Genomic DNA, 19251 nt, shown 5'->3' on the forward strand with positions numbered 1-19251 from the left:
ATGATCAGACAGTTTTCATTATACTGTTTCGATGAGTAAAAAACTCCTCAAAACACTTACTATATGGCAGGTACTGAGATTTCGGTATCCGATCATCGTAAGATGTTTTGAGGAGTTTTTGGTTTTCAAGATGAATTGGTGAGCAAAATTTTATGAAACGGAAAGAGAAATTTTGTAAGAGCAGCTTTGCGAGAGATTATGAATTTTATGCAGGAGAGTATGCTTTCTTAGTTTACGGATTCAAGAGAGCATAACCGGCTTTTGACGATATTCATCGTTCAATGGGCAACTTAAAACACGACTTTGCACGCGTTGATAGAGATTAGAAGCAAAAAGATCTTTTTCATAAAGTGCACAGACTGCTTGCAGCAAAGAAGAATCTGACGATTCGTAAAAATCACAGATCTGTGAAACTCCGTCAGCAGGTTTTGTAATGATAGGAATCTTTGTCTCCTGTCGCAGATAGGAACTTTTGGCTTTCGAAAAACCAAGAAGTCGTGCATATGGTACAAAAGGGATCAAACCTTGTGTTGGAAAGATATCTGTTTGCCGGATATCCAAAAGCAGATGAAGCAGTACACGACTGATCCGCGTATAAGTATATTGCTTTGTCTTGATCTTTTCGATAAAAGAACGATAGTCCGTATAAGAAGAAAGTTCTTTTTTGATTCGAAAGAAAAGTTCATCGGACAGGTCTAAAATATCTTTGTCGGATTCATTCAAATGACAAAGTCTGTAATATAAAAGATCAGAAAAATCATTTTCGGTAATTGGGAAACGGTTGTTTTTTTTCTGCAAAAGCTGATAAACAGATGCAGGAAGGTAAGATTGCACCTGTGTCAGAGTGTGCGAATCAAAAAAGTTTTGCCGAATGGCACTGGCAGAAGCCAGGTGCATTTGTGCATTCAGATCGGTGTTATGATATCCTGCATCTGATCTTTTGATCGTAACCGGTTTTAGCGGGCTGTTACAGGTTTGAATTGCTTTTAAATATTCAATTGCAAGAATGTTATTGGGATCATCTAAAATAGAAGCATATTCATTTAAGAAATCTGACGTCTGTGTGGTGTCGGGATTGGAAGTCTTATAACAATCAAGAAAAGCTTTTTTTCGTGCAAGAGGAAAAGAAAATCCTTTTGCGGTATAAGAAGTGATGGTCTGATAAAAATCTTTTGGCGGGTGCTGCATAAAAGTTGCAATATCTTGTAATTTTAACAGATCACCGCATTCGCTTCCAAAACAAAGCATATCGACGAAACCTAATGAATTTAAAAGACTGACTCCGGCAAGAGCAAAAGTTTCAGCACTTGAAGAAGCATAAACAACAGGCATTTCAAATACAAGGTCTGCCTGGTTTAAGAGTGCCATTTTAGTACGCAGATATTTATCTGTCCATGCAGGCGTTCCTCTTTGGACAAAGTCACCACTCATGACAATGACGACACAGTCTGCATTTGTAAGTTCTTTTGCTTTTTGGATCTGATATAGATGCCCATTATGAAAAGGGTTGTATTCTGCAATAATGCCAAGCGTTTTCATGTTTTGCTCCTTTTCTTGGTAAGTGGTTATTTGTATAAAATATATTTCAATCAGGATATTTAGTCATTTTTGTGAGTTTAAAGCAAGCTTTCTTGCGTTTCGAATTCATAAGTTAAAAATAAGTTTTCTTGTGTTTCGAATTTATGATAACATAGATTTTTGCATTCATACAAGCAGGAATTTCGGAAACAGCAAAACAGAATGCCGTTAATTCCTGATAAGTTTTCCTTGCAGATCAATATGGGAACGGTTATTTTAAGCCTGATCATGACAATCGGTGGTGGCATGACCGGCAAGTTTGGATATAAGGGAGCAGATGAAGCGGTTGTCCAGGTAGCAATCATGATCCTTGTTGGTATGTATTCCATCTATGCAGCAAAAACATTGGAATATAACAGTGACCGCAAGCTTGAGTAGATGAAATAGGCACAGGAAAAGACAGAAAAATTATTGCAAAGTGTATCTTCCATGTCAGAACAGGAAGAGAACAGCAGTGTTTTGAACCAGATCACAGACCGTATGCAGGATCTGCTCAAAGTGGCAAAGCAGGAAGTTTAATTCGAAAAGAGCTAATTCGAAAAGATGTAACGAATTGACGCATTTTACTAGACAAAAAAAACGGAATCAAGTATACTTGATAATGTGTGTAACAAAGCCTAATAACTCTTTTGAGCTATTTCGAATTATTTACAATAGAAAAGAAAGCAAGCCGTTATGGCGGAAAGAGGTTCATTATGAAAATACTTGTTGTTAATTGTGGAAGTTCGTCATTGAAGTTTCAGCTGATTGATTCAGAAACAGAGCAGGTAAGTGCTTCCGGCTTATGTGAAAGAATTGGTCTGGATGGAAGTATTACATATAAAAAGAATGGTGAAAAATATCAGGAAACAATAGATCTTCCTAATCATGGCGTTGCATTAAAGAAAGTATTAGACAGTCTTTTGGATGAAAAGATCGGTGTGATCAAATCCTTAAAAGAAATTGATGCTGTAGGTCATCGTCTGGTACATGGTGGAGAGAAGTTTTCTTCTTCCGTTGTGATCACAGAAGAGGTGATCAAAGAAATTGAAACATGTAATGATCTTGCACCTTTGCATAATCCTGCCAATATTTTGGGTGTTCGTGCCTGTCAGGAAGTTATGCCGGGTGTACCGAATGTAGCGGTTTTTGATACGGCATTTCATCAGACAATGCCAAAGAAAGCATACCTGTATGGTCTTCCAAAAGAATATTATGAGAAATATGGTGTTCGTCGTTATGGTTTCCATGGAACAAGTCACAGTTTCGTATCAAAACGTCTTGCTGAGATTGCCGGTTTAGACATCAATCATTCTAAGATGATCATTTGTCATATCGGAAGCGGTGCAAGTATTTCTGCTGTTAAAGATGGTAAAAGTATTGATACGAGCATGGGTATGACTCCACTCGAAGGTCTGATGATGGGAACACGTTCCGGTGATATCGATCCGGCTATCATTGAATATATTTGCAAGAAAGAAAATATTTCCGTAGAAGAGATGACAATGATTCTGAATAAAAAATCAGGTGCGTTAGGTTTATCCGGTATATCAAATGATTACCGTGATCTGATTGAATCCAGAAATAGCGGAAATGAAGATGCCAAGAATGCGATTGAAGTAATGGTATATCGTGTGATCAAATATATCGGTGCATATTATGTAGCTTTAGGGGGAGCTGATGCGATTGCCCTGACTGCTGGAGCAGGCGAAAATAATGCAGAGATCCGTGCAATGATCATGAGTGGTCTTTCTGCACTGGGCGTCGTTATGGATGAAAAAGCAAATGCTGTTCGTGGTGTAGAAGAACTTTTGACAAAACCGGAAAGTAAGATTCCTGTTTATGTGATCCCTACAAATGAAGAGCTTGCAATTGCCCGCGAGACAGCACGTTTAACAAAGTAGAAAAAGCAGATGAATTGCTCAGATAAGGTCTGTGAAATAATGATACCTTGCCGAAATCGGAATGAAAGCGAGAAATTTGTAAAAAGATATTGACAAAATTTGCACATATTGATATAATCGAAAAAGTGTTGTAAAGCGAGTAAAAATCAGGAGGTGGAATAGAATGTCTATTTGTCCAAAAAATAAATCTTCAAAATCAAGAAGAGACAAGAGAAGAGCTAATTGGAAAATGTCTGCACCAAACTTAGTTAAGTGTAGCAAGTGTGGAGCATTAATGATGTCTCACAGAGTATGTAAATCATGCGGTTCTTATAATAAGAAAGAAATTCTTGCAGACGCAGAATAGTCCGAAATTAAGAATTAGGATAAAATTTAAAATGAAAGCTGTCACTATAGCAATATAGTGGCAGCTTTTTTGTGGAATAGGAAATTGCTCGTACAGTAGTGGTACACCAGCAAGAATTGCTTTAGCAATTCTTGTACTTTTTTATGGAATAGGAAATTGCTCATATAGTAGAGGTACATCAACAAGAATTGCTTTAGCAATTCTTGCAGTGCAACGCGCCGGCGTTGCACTTTTTTATCTTGTATCAAATGATGATTTACGAATATTGAAATAGAAGTTCACAATTTGGTGACAAATATATGCTATTGTTTGTAACAGAGTGTCTAATGAGACAAAATCAAAATGCAGGAGGAAGTTAAAAGTGATTGAAGTAAAAGATCTTGTAAAAAGATATGGAAATCATGCAGCGGTAGATCATCTGTCTTTTACAGTAGATACCGGAAAAGTAGTCGGTTTCTTAGGACCAAATGGTGCAGGAAAATCCACTACGATGAATATGATTACAGGGTATATAGCACCTACAGAAGGAACGGTTCTGATCGATGGAATCGATATGTCGCAAGAGCCGGAGAAAGCGAAAGAGAACATAGGATATTTGCCGGAAATTCCTCCGTTATATCAGGATTTACGAGTCAGAGAATATTTACAGTTTGTAGCAGAGTTAAAGAAACTGCCTAAAAAAGAAAGAAACCTGGCTGTCTATAATACAATGAAAGAAACAAAGACAAAGGATGTATCAGAACGTCTGATTCGTCATTTGTCGAAAGGATATAAGCAAAGAGTAGGGCTTGCTGCTGCAATGCTCGGATCACCGGACATTCTGATCCTTGATGAACCGACAGTAGGACTTGATCCAAGCCAGATCATTGAAATTCGTGAGTTGATCCGTGAATTGAGTAAATCGCATACGATTTTATTAAGTTCACATATTATGCAGGAAATATCTGCGGTGTGTGATGAGATCATTATTATTAACAAAGGGAAAATGATCGCTTGCGATACACCGGACAATCTGACAAAAGCGATGATGCAGTCTAGAGGAATCCATCTTGTGATCAGAGGAGAACGTTCTAAGATCAAAGAAGCTCTCAATAAGATTACAGAAATCGGAAAAGTACAATATGATGAAACCGCAGAAGATGGGGCAATTGATATGACTGTTTATACAGAAAGAGATCAGGATATTCGAGAAAAGATTTTTTATGCTATGGCAGAATTTGATTGTCCGATCTTGGAAATGCATCTGTTAGAAACTTCTCTTGAAGATGCATTCTTAGCATTAACACAGAAGGAGGGTCAATAAATGTTAGCAATCTATAAGAAAGAATTAAGACAATATTTTAGTTCTATGATCGGATTTGTCTTTTTAGCATTTTTCCTTGTGATCATAGGAATTTATACATGGGCATATAATCTGTCCGGAGGCATTGGTAATTTTGAAGAAACATTGGGAAGTATTTCCTTCTTATTTGTAATTTTGATCCCGATTTTGACAATGCGAATTGTAGCTGAAGAGAATCATCAGAAAACGAACCAGCTTTTATATACAGCTCCGGTATCTATTACAAAGATCATTCTTGGTAAATTCTTTGCAGTCGTTTCTCTTTTTGGTATTGGAATTTTAGTGATCTGTCTGTACCCATTGATCTTAAATATGTATGGTACGGATGTCCGTTTATCTCTGGCATATAGCAGTATCATTGGATTTTTCTTACTGGGAACGGCATGTATTGCAATCGGTATGTTTATTTCTTCTTTGACAGAGAGCCAGGTTATTGCAGCAGTAGGTTCTTTTATTACTTTGCTTTTAATGTATCTGTTAAGTAATCTGACAAGTCTGATTCCTACTGATGCATTGACACAGTGTGGATTGACCGCTATTATCTGGCTTGCGATTGCTGCAATCACATACAGTCTGATGCACAATCCGACCGTATCTGTTTTGCTTGGCGTGATCGGAGAAGCTGTGATCTGGATCTTATATTTTGTGAAATCTTCATTGTATGAAAGCCTTTTAAATAATATTTTAAATGTGTTGGCAATCTCAACAAAATTCGATGATTTTTCACTTGGTATTCTGAACTATGATACGATCGTATATTACTTAAGTTTTGCATTTGTCTTTGTATTCTTAACGATTCAGACAATTAAGAAGAAGAGATTTTCATAAGCCGGTTAGAATGTTGTAAAAATGAATCAATAAGAAAAAAGATAGATTTGGAGGTTTGTATGAGCGAAGAAAAGAAAGAAAAAAATCTGGATATTGCTGCGTCAAAAGAAAGCAATGAAACAGAACAGAAAATAGATGCTGTTGCAACAGAAAATAATAGCCTAGAAAAAAAGCAGGAAAAGAAAACGAAAAAGAAATTCAATTTAAAAAAGGTATTTGATAATATCAAACGATCTTTTACAAATAAACAATTCCGTTCCGGTGCATACAGTTCTGTATTGACGGTACTTGTGATCGCAATTGTTGTTGTTGTCAATCTGGTATTTGGTAAGCTGGATCTGTCAACCGATCTTAGTTCCGGTAGTTACTTTACCTTATCAAAGACTACTAAAAAGATCTTAAAACAGGTCGATTCGGATATTACGATCTATTATATGGTGCAGGATGGTTCTGAACAGGATTATATCAGCAATGCATTGAAGCAGTATAATAAGGTTTCAAAACATGTTAAGGTCAAAAGGATCGATCCGGTAGTTAATCCGGGATTTGCAAAGAAGCAGGGCATTGATGACGAGATTTCTTCAAATGATGTTATTGTTGTAAATAACAAAACAAAGAGTGCGAAATACATTTCTAATGAAGATATGTATATTGAGAGCAACAGTATGTATTCTTCAGGTTCATCATCTACCTCTCTCGATGTAGAAGGTCAGGTGACAGCCGCCATTCAGAATGTAATATCAGATTCTTCCACAAAGATGTATGTCTTGACAAAGCATTCCGAAACAGAGCTTGGTGATACATTAAAATCTGCATTAGAAAAGATGAATTATGAAATCTCTGATCTGGAATTGGCAACCAAAGATAGTGTGCCTTCGGATTGTGATGTATTATATATCAATGGTCCGACAACGGATATTACAACAGAAGAGAAAGATAAAATTCTTGATTATCTGAAGAATGGCGGCTCGGCTATCATTAATGTCGGTTATACAACAGAAAAGATGACGAACTTTAAAGAAATACTTGCTTATTATGGTGTCAATGTTACATCAGGAATTATCTGTGAAGGTACCGGAAATTATGCAACATATCCTAATTATATTGTGCCTTCTGTGGGAAGTGACAGTTCATTGCTTTCGGATCTTTCGGGGTATATTATCTTCCCTGATGCAGCAGGATTGTCAAAAGCTTCGAGCGATTCTGTTCGCAGTACCGTTAAGATCACAGATCTGTTAGATACATCAGACAGTTCATTTATTAAAGTAGATCCTTCTTCGGGTAGTGCAAGTAAAGAAGATGGTGATGTGGATGGTCCGTTTTCTGTTGGTTATTCGATTACAGAGACTGTTGACAAAAAAGAAACAAACTTGTTGGTATTTGCCTCTTCGGGAGCATTTTCAGAATCATTTACACAGACAACACAGCTTGCAAATGCAACGGTATTTAAGAAAGCGGCAAGTTCTTTGTCAAAGTCAGATGTAAAAGAAGCATCCATTGATAAGAAAAATCTTTCTTATTCTTATGTATCACTGACATCCGGTACGCAGCTTTTATGGGCAGCAATCATTATTGTGATCATTCCGGGAGGACTTTTGATATGTGGTTTCCTGATCTGGTTCTTTAGAAGAAGAAAATAACAGCCGGAAATATTGTATTTTCTATTAAATACATGATATAGAAATGGAGAGAATTATGACAAAGCAGAAAAAACAGACAATTACCATACTTGTTCTTTTGCTTCTCCTGATCCTGTTAGGCGGTGCGTATCTTTTTGCTAGCAATTATCAGAAATCAAAAGAAAAGAAAGAGAGCAGTGCAACAAAAAGTGTATCATTATACAAATTCAAAGAAAATGATATTACGAAATTGCATTATAAGAACAGCAATGCAAATATTACATTTGTAAAAGAAAAGAATACCTGGAAACTGGAAAATGACAGGGATTTTCCGGTTGACCAGAGTAAAGTCAAAACAATGGTCAGTGACATGGCAGCCGTGACGGCATCCAGACAAATTACAAAAGATTGTAATGATCTGTCAGAATATGCACTGGATTCTCCGTCACTGGTCATAGAATTAACAGATAAGAATGGAAAGACAGAGTCGATTTCTTATGGCCTGGAATCCGCAGCAGCCGAAGGCTGTTATGCTTATACCGGTGATAATACCAAAGAAGTATATGTGGTGCCATCGAATGTGACAGATGACTTTTCTTATACACAGGCACAGCTTATGACATTGCCGGATGCACCGGATATTTCGGCACAGTACGTCACATCCTATGAAGTCGATAAGAAAAAAGGAACGAACTTTTTAGCAACTTATGATAATAAGAAAGCCAAATATAAAGATATCTATGGATGGGATATCACAAAAGCATATGATCAGACCGTTGCCGGTGATGAGGATGGACTACAAACTGTATTTTCCGCTCTTTCCGGTTTAGAATATACAGAGGGTGTTGTGTACCATGCAACAAAAAAAGAAGAAAAACAATATGGTATCAGCAATCCTAAGTATACATTGAATGTCAGATATTATACTGTAAATGATACGGACGATGACAGTTCTGACAGTACAGAAATTGCCGAAAAAGATAAAACATATCATACATTTAAACTTTTAGTTGGTAATCTGGATGATACACAGCAAAATTATTATGTTCAGCCATCCGGCAGTAACGGTATCTATCTGGTGTCAGCAGACACGATTGCATCGATTGCGGAGTTTGAAGCATTTAGCTGTGTTTATAAGACACCGTGCCCGGCAAATACGGATTCACTAAAGAGTCTGACTTTGAATTATCAGGGTAAAAAGTATACGATGACATTGGATAAAGAAGAAAAACCAAGCACCTCTTCATCGAAAGAATATAACTATACATCCAAAGTCAATGGAAAGAAAGTGAGTGACAAAACATTCCGAAAAGCATATGAAGCATTAGGAAATATCACATATTCTGCTGCGATCCAGTCAGGTGTAAAGCCTTCATCGGATACACCGGTTGCAACTTTGCAATTTGCAGAAGATAATAAAAACTTTACGGTATCGTTCTTGCCATATGACGGATCAAACTTTTATCGTGTAAAAGTAAATGATGTATGTTTGTTTGTAGCCGATATGACAACTGTTGACAGCTGCTTAAAAGATTTAGCAGCCGTGAAATAAGAAATATAAAACGATTGTTCTTACAATGCTTTATGTATATTCGTAAAGTGTTGTAAGAACTTTTTTAATGATTTTTTTTGGGTGAAATTATATTCGTGCAGGTGTTTTATGCAAGAAAATATAGTATAAAATGCACATTGTAAAATTAGTAAAAATGACGGATATTTTTTATGACAATCATAAAATGTTAAAATTGGAGCTTTTTTAGGAAAAAGTGCAACAAATCAAAAAGTGAATTTAGCAACATTGTCAATAGTATCTCCATAATGAAATTGCTATACTTTAGAAAAGCAACGATCTTTTACGCGTAATCTAAAATTCTTTAACCGAGATCTTTCTATTGGTTTCTTCGCCATCGGAAATAGGCTTTTATAGTGTGTGGTGTCACTATTTTTCCGATGGCTTCTTTTAAACTGCATATCTGGCAGTAGTATCCTGATGGAATTTAAAAATTGAGTAATGCTAAAAATGAATTTTCAAATACCAGAGAAAGAATGTTATTTTATAATGTAAAAAGCATAATTTATTTGCATGCTATGTTTTTAGTGAATAAAGATAAAAGCAGTCGAAATATCATCTAGAGCTTGGAAATTTCTCTGTATAGAAAAGCATTTTTAAATAATATGGAGGAGTAGAATGACAAGAAAATATAAAAAATTAGAAGAATTAGAGTTATGGGATGACTTTATGTTTGGTGCGGTTATGAGTAACAAAGAATTGTGTAAGCCGTTATTAGAAATGATCTTGCAAAAGAAGATCAAAGATATCCAATACCCGGAACTTCAAAAATCCATTAATTTGCAATATGATGCAAGAAGCATTCGGCTGGATGTTTATATAGAGGATGATGAAAATACAGTATATGATATAGAAATACAGGCTACAAATGAAAAGAATCTTCCCAAGCGGTCACGTTATTATCAGGGAATGATAGATCTGAATATTATAAATAAAGGTGAGGATTATAATAAATTAAAGAAAAGCTATGTTATCTTTATTTGTAGATATGATCCATTTCAAAAGGGAAGATGTTTTTATCGTTTTGAAAGCATCTGTGTTGACGATCAGGAATTGAAATTAGAAGACGACTCTGTTAAAATTATTATAAATCCATTTGGAAAACAGGAAGAGAAACTAGGAAAAGGTTTTCATGCATTTATGGACTTCCTTAAAAATGGAAAAGCTTCGGACCGATATACAGAATCGTTAGAAAAAGAAATAGATGCTGTGAAGGCAAGTGAAGAATGGAGGCGGGAATATATGACATTGTTGATGCGGGATCAGGAAAATATAGAAAAAGGAAAAGAGATTGGTGAGAAATTAGGTGATCTGTCAAGAGGAATACGTCAGGTAAAAAGAAATATGTCACAGTATTCCGTTGAAGAATTAGCATCTTTGTTGGAATTTGACTGTAATATGATTCAAAAAATGACAGAGCAGATCCTTGCCCATCCGGAATGGGATGAAAAGAAGATTGCAAGCGAGATTATCGAAGAAGAAAAATAACCCGGTAAACATAAACAGATGAAGGCTGGAGGAAAGAATATATGCCATCCACAAAGCAGAAGAAAAAGCAATATGAAACGGTCAAACATACTTTTGAACCGGTATATGATGAAAACTCTAAAATTTTGATCTTAGGATCCTTTCCATCTGTAAAATCCAGAGAACAGGCATTTTATTATGGGCATCCGCAAAATCGTTTTTGGAAAGTAATTGCTAAGATTACCGGACAGGAAGTTCCGAAAACGATTGAGCAAAAGAAAAGATTGTTGCGAAGCCGGCATATTGCTATATGGGATGTCATTGATTCCTGTGAAATCATAGGTTCCAGTGATAGCAGTATCCGGAACGTGAAAGTCAATGATATTCAAAGTATCTTAAAAAACAGCAAAATTCAGGCAATCTATGCAAATGGTGCAAAAGCATACCGGCTTTTCCAGAGATATGTTACAGATGTAGAAGGATATCCTCTGCATCAATTACCATCTACGAGTCCGGCAAATGCAGCATGGGATTTTGAACGGCTTTGCGAAGCATGGAAAGAGATATTATAAAATTTTATACGTGGAAAGAGATATTATAAAGTTTCTTCACAAAACATTTGGAATGTGTTACAATAAACGGAATATATATGAAAGTAAAAACAATCTGCATGGATACGCAGGTTGTTTTTTATAGAATGGGGGATTATTATGGAAATGTCACAGCAGGAAACAGACACACAGAAGAAAGTGGCGATGAAAGTATCGAGAGTGAGTATCATTGTGAATCTTTTGCTGTCAGCGGGAAAGCTTTTAGCCGGAATTATTGCCAATTCCGGTGCAATGATCTCTGATGCGATTCATTCGGCATCAGATGTATTTAGTACAATTATTGTGATGATAGGAATACATATATCAAGTAAAAAAGCAGATAAAGAACATCCATATGGGCATGAGAGACTGGAATGTGTTGCTGCTATTGTACTTGCGGTCGTTCTTTTTGCGACCGGTGCAGGCATTGGATGGTCCGGTATTGAAAAGATCATTTCCGGTAACAGTAGTTCGATCGCTGTTCCGGGAATGCTTGCCCTGGCTGCAGCGATTATATCCATTGTTGTTAAAGAATGGATGTATTGGTATACAAAAATCGCTGCGGATAAGATTCATTCCAGTGCATTAAAAGCAGATGCATGGCACCATCGCTCGGATGCATTATCTTCAATCGGCGCTTTGATCGGTATTATCGGAGCACGTATGGGATATCCGGTATTAGATCCGTTAGCGAGTGTTTTGATCTGCGCATTCATTCTGAAAGCTGCTATTGACATTTTTATGGATGCTGTTAATAAAATGGTTGATAAAGCTTGTGATGATAGTGTTGTCGATGCATTACAAAAATGCATTTATTCACAGAATGGTGTACTTGGCATCAGTAGTTTGCAAACCCGCATGTTTGGCTCAAAAATTTATGTGGATGTGGAAATAGAAGCAGACGGAAAGCAGACATTGATCGAAGCACATGATATAGCACAAAAGGTACACGATGCGATTGAAAAGGAATTTGTGCTTGTAAAACATTGTATGGTACATGTGAATCCTTATAAGGGGAAAACCAGTGAAGCGGAAGTGTCAGAGAAAGAAAAATAATAGAATATAGGTTGTATTTTTTTATGGAATAGGAAACTGCTCGTGCAGTAGAGGTACATCAACAAGAATTGCTTTAGCAATTCTTGGAGTGCAAAGCGCTGGCTTTGCACTTTTTTACTACAGTGATAAAAAGCTGTTACTTTGCGTAATTCGTAAGGTAGCAGCTTTTTTTTGTGTATGAAGTAGTTGTCAGGATTGCGTATAAGGGAAAAAACAGTAAACGTACATGACATAAAAAGCAGTCATTTTGTCAAAAAAAAGAAAAAAATCACGAAATCCGTTAAAAATGGCATTTCTGACAATAAGACCGACAAAAAAGATAGGATGAAAGTGTCGAAAGGAGAAAAATAACGAAATGGTTTCGTTCAAAAAAGTAATAAAAGTATGCACACTAAGTTGCACATATAGGATTATACTCAAATAACTGATAATATTTTATATGTATAGCTTAAAAGTTCATAAATATAAAAAACAGTAGATTTGAGACAAAAATGATCATAGTGTGAATATATTTGTCGTTTTGATTCATTTTTTGTGACCGAAAAAGTATGACTTGTGACCGTTAACGAAGAAAGGAAATGTTGCTGTGTTATACTTCAAAAAATGAGGAAAATTTTACGAAAAAGGACAACGGTATGGTTTCTTTGCAACATGTGCTGAGATCAAAAAGTCATATTTGGAGGATGAAAGAATGTCTGAGTTTAGTATTTTTTGTAAAAAATTAATTGATAATTGCGAAATGACGATTTACGGAATTGCAAAAGAAGCTAAGATTGAAAGAACTTCTTTGAATCGGATGATTGCCGGAAAACGACTGCCGGCAAAAGATTTTGTAGATCGATTTTGCAGTGTGCTGCGGATTACACCGGGTGAATACGAGCAGTTGCAGCAATTATATATGAAGGAAAAGATAGGAAAGGAATTGTATCAAAATAGAAGTTATATTTTGAAGATGTTATGTGATATGGATGCCTTGCAAATGCATCATGTTGATACAGAAACAGAGCCTTTACTTACGACAAACAGTGAGATATCTAAGATAGCAGCAAGCACAAATGACCGCCTGCAGGGCAAAAGGATGTTAGAACAGTTGATATCGAATACATTTTCAGATGGAAAAAAACAGACGATCCTGACGAATTTTCCGGTGGAAAAGCAGTATTTTTTTGAGTATATGGAAAAATATGCAATGTCTTACTATAAAAAGGTTCCGGTATATCATTATCTGACGATACATTCTAATCCGAAAAGATATCGGAATCCCAATTGCAACTTAGAGATCCTGCATAACATTTTTCCATGGATCATATCAGAACGTCAGGAATATGTTCCTTATTACTCTTACAGTAGCTGTATGCCGGAGGATCTGGTCAGTCAGATATGGATCTATTATGTACTGACAAAAGAATACGCTTTGTTCTACAATGCGGATTTATCGAGTGCGATCTGTATTACAAATGCAAAGCAGATAAGTCTGTTTAGAGATACTCTTAAAAAAGCACAGGAAAACATGAAGAAATTTGTATTAGTAGGAAATGAGTCAGAAGATTTTAATGGATTTTATCTGGATACCATACAGGATTATGGAAAAATGGTAAAAAGCATACGTTATTGTCCTAATTACATACAACACTTGAAGGAAGAAGATGCTGTTTTGAGAATGAAAACAATGCTAGAGTCTGATCTGTGTGAAGAATATTCAGATATTATTTCCAGACAGATTTTTGATAATGAAGAAGAGGAATGCTTTAATGTCTTTTCAGAGCAGGGTCTGGAGTATTTTTGTAATACAGGCTGTGTGGCGGTACAGGAACTGGCAAATGAAAAAGAGCAGGGATTTAGTGTACGGGAACGAATTGCCATTTTAGAGAAGATGGTAGAAAGCAACAGGAGTGGTGAGCGAAAGTCATATCTGTGCAATTCACAATATTTTGGACTGGAAAAAATCAGCATGGAACTTTTTGAAAATGGAAGCTTAGCGATCATCAAATATCAGGAGAAAAAACCGCAAAAGGTGATTTTTATTGAAGAAAGCAGTATTTGTGAGGCATTCGAGGACTTTTTTGATTCCTTGGATGAGATGGGGCTGGTCTATGAGCTTGAAAAGAGCAGCAGGATCATTCAAAAGTGGATCAATAAATTGTATCAGAGAACGTAACGTTTCGTGCAAAAAATAAAAAAAACGAGCACAGTAAGTAGCACATATTGAAGCATAAAAGTAAGTTATCTTATACTAAATTTATATGAATATCGCAAATGGCAGAAATAAAAAACAAAAGAAACAATAAGATTTTCGTAAAAGATTTTCAAAGAAATCTTTATAACAGAATCTCAATATGAATATAATACGGAGGCTGCGAATATGGCAATGGAAGCAAGGATCAGTTATTACAGTATTACGGACAAAGGGGAACGTAGAGTGAATGAAGATTCGCTGGCAGGTGATGTGCAGGGATCGGATGCATTTTTTGTCCTGTGTGACGGGTTAGGCGGACATGGCGATGGAGATGCGGCCTCCGGTTTTGTTGTACAGGAAATGATGGAAGCATGGGCAGATCATATGCCAATCGATCAAAGTATTTTGCGGGCACAGAACGGACTATTGCGAAAGCAGAGGATTGAAAAGAAAGAATCCTCAATGAAGACAACATTGACAGGGCTTTGGATTTCAAACGGCAGAGCATGCTTTGCTCATGTGGGGGATTCTCGTGTGTATTATTTCGAAAAGAACAAGTACAAGTTGCGGACATTAGATCACAGCGTGCCACAGATGTTAGTCAACAACGGAGATATTAAAGAAAAAGACATTCGCCATCACGAAGACAGAAGTCGTCTGCTTCGTGTAATGGGAGTGGAATGGAGTACACCAAAGTATCAGATCAGTGAACCTGTTATGCTTACAGATAAAAGTGCTTTTTTGCTATGCAGTGATGGTTTTTGGGAACTGATCGATGAAAAAATGATGTGTAAAACATTGAAGAAATCGAAAACACCGCGAGAGTGGTTAGAAAAGATGAGAGAAATCGTCTTAAAAAACGGGTTAGGAACGAATATGGATAATTATTCCGCAATTGCCGTGTTTATGCATGAATAAGCAGGCAGCAGACAAAAGTAAATGGAAGAAAAATAAAAGTACAAAACAAATAGAATTATTTTGAAAGAGGAAAAAGAAAGTAAGTGAATGGATTTTATTTCGTATTAAAAAATACAGTCAGATAAAAATACAAAAAACAGAGGAGAAGACAGCAAAATGGTTAAAAAATGTAAAAACGGACATTGGTATGATGCCAAAATGTACTCTTATTGTCCGCATTGTAAAAGAGAAAGTGAACAATTGAGTTTGACGATAGACAGCGTAGAAGAAGATGATAAGACGGTATCTATTGCTGAAGTGGATGTATCGCTCGGAGAAGAATTAAGCAGTCTGATCCAAGGCGGTGGTCATACAAAAACTGATGCAATGCTGAAAGCATCCGGTTCGGATGGGGAAGAAGAGGATGATGATCGGACTGTTTCGTTTGGCTTCTTTGGACAGATGGGAAGTAAAAAGCCGGTTGTCGGCTGGCTTGTCGCAGTCAATGGCGAAGTGAAGGGAAGTGACTTTCGGCTGCATTCCGGTAAGAACTTTATCGGAAGGGCGACTTCTATGGATATTGTCCTGCCGGATGATAAAACGATCGCAAGAGACAAACATGGTTCTGTGACATATGATCCAAAAGGACACGGATATTATGTTGCCGCAGAGAATGGAAACAGCATCTATTGCAATGATCAGGTTGTAGAAAGCAGTCAGAAGCTTAAAGAAGGAGACTGTATCCAGCTTGGAGAGACGAAGCTGATATTCATACCATTTTGCAAGGAGGACAGACAATGGGAAGAAGAGTAGGAAAAATAAAGTACATTTTGATGATGATCATATGCATGGGAGTTTGCAATGCTGCTGCTAATACAGTATTTGCAAAATCAGATATTTATACAGATCCCTATGTGATTGAACAGGCAAATGGTGCAGCACCAAATGTATCGGTCTATGTGACAGGAAAGAATGCTGACAAAGCAATGGTGTTTAACGGAAGTGTAAAAGGAAATGGCGAAGAAAGAAAGCTTACGCAGACCGAATGTGTTTCCTTTGCACAGAGTCAGGAAGGAATCCGGTATATTGTATTGATCGACAATTCTAAGTCGGTAGATGAAAAGCAATTTGCAGAGGCAAAGAAGCAATTGCAAAAACTTAGAAAGAGCATGAGAGAGCAGGATGCGATGACTGTTTATACAGTCGGTGCCAAAGGATCCAATGACAACATGGTAAAAGTGGTTGATTCACAGGGAAAGAAAGAAGCCGCTACAGACAGTAAAAAACTTGCTAAGATCAAACGCAACAAGAATAAGACCGTGTTATATCGTTCTTTGAATACCGTACTGGGAGAGTTTTCGAATGCAACCCCTTCTGTAAGAACGGTTGTTCTTTTACTGACAGACGGAGAAGATGATTCGATCGGGAGAAATAACAGCAAAGAACAGACATTAAAATCCGTACAGGATTCCCATGTACCGGTTTATGGCATGCTTTTTAAAAATGTGAGTGCCAAGCCGGACAAGAAAAAGATGAAAGCAACCGAAAATATGCTTAGCACCGGTAACGGACATGGATATTGTGATAAGTATGAAGCCGGGGATTTAAAGAAGTTTGTAAAGAACCGTTTTAAAATATGGAATAAGACATTAAAGAAAGATACCTATGTTTTACGAATGCAGGCAGATACGAACCGTACGGTAGAAGGTGCAACGCTTTCTCTGACAGAGACAAATACAGCGGTTGATCTTGAAAGAGCTTTTGTTTATACACAAAATACTGCTGATACACAGGCACCGGTCATTTCTGATATCAAAAAGAAGACGGCAAAGTCGATCACTTTTAAGATCACAGATGACAGCAGTGCGATCGTTGGCGCAGATAAAGCGGAAAATTATACAGTACGAACCAAAAAGGGCGATACAAACTGGAAGGTAGAAAAAGTTACCTATAATCAGGTGTCAAATGAAGTTACGATGGACTTTGCACAGAAGTTGTATACCGATGATTATGTTTTAAGCTGTAACAATATCACAGATGACACACAGGAAGCCAATGCGATCACTGAAAAGTACGGTTTTCATTTTAAGGGATTAGATGCTTCCAAAGAAAAGCAAAAAGAATTGATACAAAAGTATTGGTGGATCTTATTGATCGTTATCGTTTTAGTGGTGGGAATCATAGTGATCATCATTATCAAGAAGAAACCGGGAAAAATAGTAGAGGTAGATGCAAAAGACTTAGTCAAAGCAGATACAAAGAAGATACGTTTAACGATCACGGACCGGAAAGGAACGGTCAAAGATGTAGAGTGGAATGTCGAAGGAAGTATTTTTGTCGGACGTTCTGATATCTGTAATATTTTCTTTGATGATGACCGTTTATCCAGACAGCATTTTGTCATCGAGGTTACCAAGATGGCTTGTTACATAGAAGACTTAGAAACGACAAATGACACTTTTGTGAATGGTGTCAAGATCACGGCAAGAAGAATGCTTTTAGACGGTGATGTGATCACAGCAGGTCGTGAGAAGTTTGTCTTCCATACTGTAAATGATGCTGAAGATAATTTATAGAAAGTACCGGGGGATGATAAGAAATGAATAGGCAGATTGTATATTGTCCTAATTGTTTTGAACTTTGTTCTCCACAGGAGACACATTGTAAGGCATGCGGTTATTCGCTGACCGTTACACAGGATGAAAGAAGTCTGTCAGTCGGAGATGATCTTCATGGAACGTATACGGTCGGCAGAGTACTTGGAACCGGTGGCTTTGGTATTACCTATCTTTGTATGGACCGGAGGTATAGCAGGATCTGTGCCATAAAGGAATATTTTCCGGGAGAATGGGTAAAAAGATTGCCAATGACCAAGAGAGTGATGCTTACAGACAGCAGGTTTGAGGCAAATTACCGGCATGGGCTGGAAGTCTTTTTGAATGAAGCCAAAATTTTATATGGTCTGCGGGATAACAGTGCAGTGGTCAATGTAAGTGATTTCTTTCAGGAGAACCAGACAGCATATCTGGTGATGGAGTATGTCGAAGGAGAAACATTAGCACAGCATATCATGAAGCAAAAAAAGCCTTTATCTTATGACGAGGCAAACCGGATGATCTTTAACATGGCATCCGCGCTTGGCTATATTCACAAGAAAGGACTGCTTCATCGGGATATCAGTCCGGATAATATCATGCTGACAAAAGACGGAAACATGAAGCTGATCGACTTTGGTGCTACGCGTCAATATGTATCGAATGAGACAGTGGATATGTCTGTACTTGTAAAAACAGGTTTTTCACCGTTAGAGCAGTATTCACGGTCAGGTAATCAGGGACCATGGTCAGATATTTATGCACTGGCAGCAACCTATTATTATGTGCTGAGTGGCAAAAAGCCGCTTACGGCAAATGAAAGATGTTCCGGCATGACGATGAAAAGCCTGCATGACAGACAAAGTAATGTACCACAGGCAGTCAGTAATGTGATCAATACCTGTCTGGATATGGACTATACAAAACGTCCGCAAAATATGGGCCGGTTCTTAGAGTTATTTCGTAATGCGGTACTTTCTAGCGAAACACCAAAAGCACATATGTATTTTTACCAGAATGGAAAAATGGTTCGAAAATGGCATATGCTGCCGGGGCGGACTGTTCGTATCGGCAGGTCAATGTCGGAATGCGACATTTGCATTGAAGATGGCATGATCAGCAGAGTACATTGCTCTATCCGTTATGAAGCTTTGGAAAACGCGATTTATGTGACGGATTATTCGAGCAATGGGACTTATACAGCAATGGGACTTATCGGGAAAAACAGGTTTCAGCGACTAATGATGGGATCTGAGATTTTCCTGGTTTCCGATAAATATCGTTTCAAGATGGAGGTGAATTAAT

16 protein-coding genes are annotated in these 19251 nt (G+C 37.2%); 15 read left to right on the forward strand and 1 reads right to left on the reverse strand.

The window, feature by feature from the left end; genetic code table 11:
* Positions 1-240: 240 nt before the first annotated feature.
* A complete protein-coding gene (locus tag H8700_RS06950; protein WP_249304592.1) occupies positions 241-1539 on the reverse strand; it encodes a nucleotidyltransferase in 1299 nt (432 codons plus the stop codon).
* Positions 1540-1779: 240 nt separating this feature from the next.
* Here H8700_RS06950 and H8700_RS06955 point away from each other — a divergent pair, with 240 nt between their 5' ends.
* The 15 genes from H8700_RS06955 to H8700_RS07025 all read left to right on the forward strand — a co-directional run bounded on the left by H8700_RS06955 (position 1780) and on the right by H8700_RS07025 (position 19250).
* Positions 1780-1956, forward strand: coding sequence for a hypothetical protein (locus tag H8700_RS06955; RefSeq protein WP_249304595.1), 177 nt, complete (start codon positions 1780-1782; stop codon positions 1954-1956).
* A 317-nt stretch (positions 1957-2273) separates the two neighbouring features.
* A complete protein-coding gene (locus tag H8700_RS06960; protein ID WP_283242219.1) occupies positions 2274-3461 on the forward strand; it encodes an acetate/propionate family kinase in 1188 nt (395 codons plus the stop codon).
* 163 nt (positions 3462-3624) lie between these two features.
* On the forward strand, positions 3625-3807 hold the full coding sequence (gene rpmF, locus H8700_RS06965; RefSeq protein ID WP_022140658.1) for a 50S ribosomal protein L32: 183 nt from the start codon (positions 3625-3627) through the stop codon (positions 3805-3807).
* 361 nt (positions 3808-4168) lie between these two features.
* Complete coding sequence (locus tag H8700_RS06970; protein ID WP_249304597.1) at positions 4169-5110, forward strand: ABC transporter ATP-binding protein; 942 nt, start codon at positions 4169-4171, stop codon at positions 5108-5110.
* Complete coding sequence (locus tag H8700_RS06975) at positions 5111-5977, forward strand: ABC transporter permease (RefSeq protein WP_249304600.1); 867 nt, start codon at positions 5111-5113, stop codon at positions 5975-5977.
* Between the two features lie 59 nt (positions 5978-6036).
* On the forward strand, positions 6037-7617 hold the full coding sequence (locus H8700_RS06980) for a GldG family protein (RefSeq protein ID WP_249304603.1): 1581 nt from the start codon (positions 6037-6039) through the stop codon (positions 7615-7617).
* Between the two features lie 55 nt (positions 7618-7672).
* The gene (locus tag H8700_RS06985; RefSeq protein ID WP_249304606.1) at positions 7673-9148 is read left to right on the forward strand and encodes a DUF4340 domain-containing protein; all 1476 of its coding nucleotides are present in this window, start codon (positions 7673-7675) and stop codon (positions 9146-9148) included.
* Positions 9149-9784: 636 nt separating this feature from the next.
* Positions 9785-10654: an Rpn family recombination-promoting nuclease/putative transposase gene (locus H8700_RS06990; RefSeq protein ID WP_249304608.1), complete on the forward strand. Its 870-nt coding sequence runs from the start codon at positions 9785-9787 to the stop codon at positions 10652-10654.
* A 41-nt stretch (positions 10655-10695) separates the two neighbouring features.
* Positions 10696-11205: a DNA-deoxyinosine glycosylase gene (locus H8700_RS06995; protein WP_249304612.1), complete on the forward strand. Its 510-nt coding sequence runs from the start codon at positions 10696-10698 to the stop codon at positions 11203-11205.
* Between the two features lie 144 nt (positions 11206-11349).
* A complete protein-coding gene (locus H8700_RS07000; RefSeq protein ID WP_249304769.1) occupies positions 11350-12279 on the forward strand; it encodes a cation diffusion facilitator family transporter in 930 nt (309 codons plus the stop codon).
* Positions 12280-12970: 691 nt separating this feature from the next.
* Positions 12971-14437: a helix-turn-helix domain-containing protein gene (locus tag H8700_RS07005; protein WP_249304615.1), complete on the forward strand. Its 1467-nt coding sequence runs from the start codon at positions 12971-12973 to the stop codon at positions 14435-14437.
* 204 nt (positions 14438-14641) lie between these two features.
* Entirely contained in the window at positions 14642-15373 is a 732-nt protein-coding gene (locus H8700_RS07010; RefSeq protein WP_249304618.1) for a PP2C family protein-serine/threonine phosphatase, read from the forward strand.
* Positions 15374-15529: 156 nt separating this feature from the next.
* Positions 15530-16165 (forward strand): FHA domain-containing protein, encoded by a 636-nt coding sequence (locus H8700_RS07015; RefSeq protein WP_249304620.1) that lies wholly within the window; start codon positions 15530-15532, stop codon positions 16163-16165.
* The gene (locus tag H8700_RS07020; protein WP_249304623.1) at positions 16150-17928 is read left to right on the forward strand and encodes an FHA domain-containing protein; all 1779 of its coding nucleotides are present in this window, start codon (positions 16150-16152) and stop codon (positions 17926-17928) included. The genes H8700_RS07015 and H8700_RS07020 overlap by 16 nt, the downstream gene beginning before the upstream one ends.
* A 23-nt stretch (positions 17929-17951) precedes the next feature.
* Positions 17952-19250 (forward strand): FHA domain-containing serine/threonine-protein kinase, encoded by a 1299-nt coding sequence (locus H8700_RS07025; protein ID WP_249304625.1) that lies wholly within the window; start codon positions 17952-17954, stop codon positions 19248-19250.
* Position 19251: the final 1 nt, after the last annotated feature.

The sequence above is a fragment of the Jutongia hominis genome (assembly GCF_014384965.1).
Classification (GTDB): Bacteria; Bacillota; Clostridia; order Lachnospirales; family Lachnospiraceae; genus Butyribacter; species Butyribacter hominis.

Coding starts and splice junctions, on each gene's coding strand:
- H8700_RS06950 (WP_249304592.1), bottom strand. CDS start 1,539: ATGAAAACGCTTGGCATTATTGCAGAATACAACCCTTTTCATAATGGG.
- H8700_RS06955 (WP_249304595.1), top strand. CDS start 1,780: ATGGGAACGGTTATTTTAAGCCTGATCATGACAATCGGTGGTGGCATG.
- H8700_RS06960 (WP_283242219.1), top strand. CDS start 2,274: ATGAAAATACTTGTTGTTAATTGTGGAAGTTCGTCATTGAAGTTTCAG.
- rpmF (WP_022140658.1), top strand. CDS start 3,625: ATGTCTATTTGTCCAAAAAATAAATCTTCAAAATCAAGAAGAGACAAG.
- H8700_RS06975 (WP_249304600.1), top strand. CDS start 5,111: ATGTTAGCAATCTATAAGAAAGAATTAAGACAATATTTTAGTTCTATG.
- H8700_RS06980 (WP_249304603.1), top strand. CDS start 6,037: ATGAGCGAAGAAAAGAAAGAAAAAAATCTGGATATTGCTGCGTCAAAA.
- H8700_RS06985 (WP_249304606.1), top strand. CDS start 7,673: ATGACAAAGCAGAAAAAACAGACAATTACCATACTTGTTCTTTTGCTT.
- H8700_RS06990 (WP_249304608.1), top strand. CDS start 9,785: ATGACAAGAAAATATAAAAAATTAGAAGAATTAGAGTTATGGGATGAC.
- H8700_RS06995 (WP_249304612.1), top strand. CDS start 10,696: ATGCCATCCACAAAGCAGAAGAAAAAGCAATATGAAACGGTCAAACAT.
- H8700_RS07000 (WP_249304769.1), top strand. CDS start 11,350: ATGTCACAGCAGGAAACAGACACACAGAAGAAAGTGGCGATGAAAGTA.
- H8700_RS07005 (WP_249304615.1), top strand. CDS start 12,971: ATGTCTGAGTTTAGTATTTTTTGTAAAAAATTAATTGATAATTGCGAA.
- H8700_RS07010 (WP_249304618.1), top strand. CDS start 14,642: ATGGCAATGGAAGCAAGGATCAGTTATTACAGTATTACGGACAAAGGG.
- H8700_RS07015 (WP_249304620.1), top strand. CDS start 15,530: ATGGTTAAAAAATGTAAAAACGGACATTGGTATGATGCCAAAATGTAC.
- H8700_RS07020 (WP_249304623.1), top strand. CDS start 16,150: ATGGGAAGAAGAGTAGGAAAAATAAAGTACATTTTGATGATGATCATA.
- H8700_RS07025 (WP_249304625.1), top strand. CDS start 17,952: ATGAATAGGCAGATTGTATATTGTCCTAATTGTTTTGAACTTTGTTCT.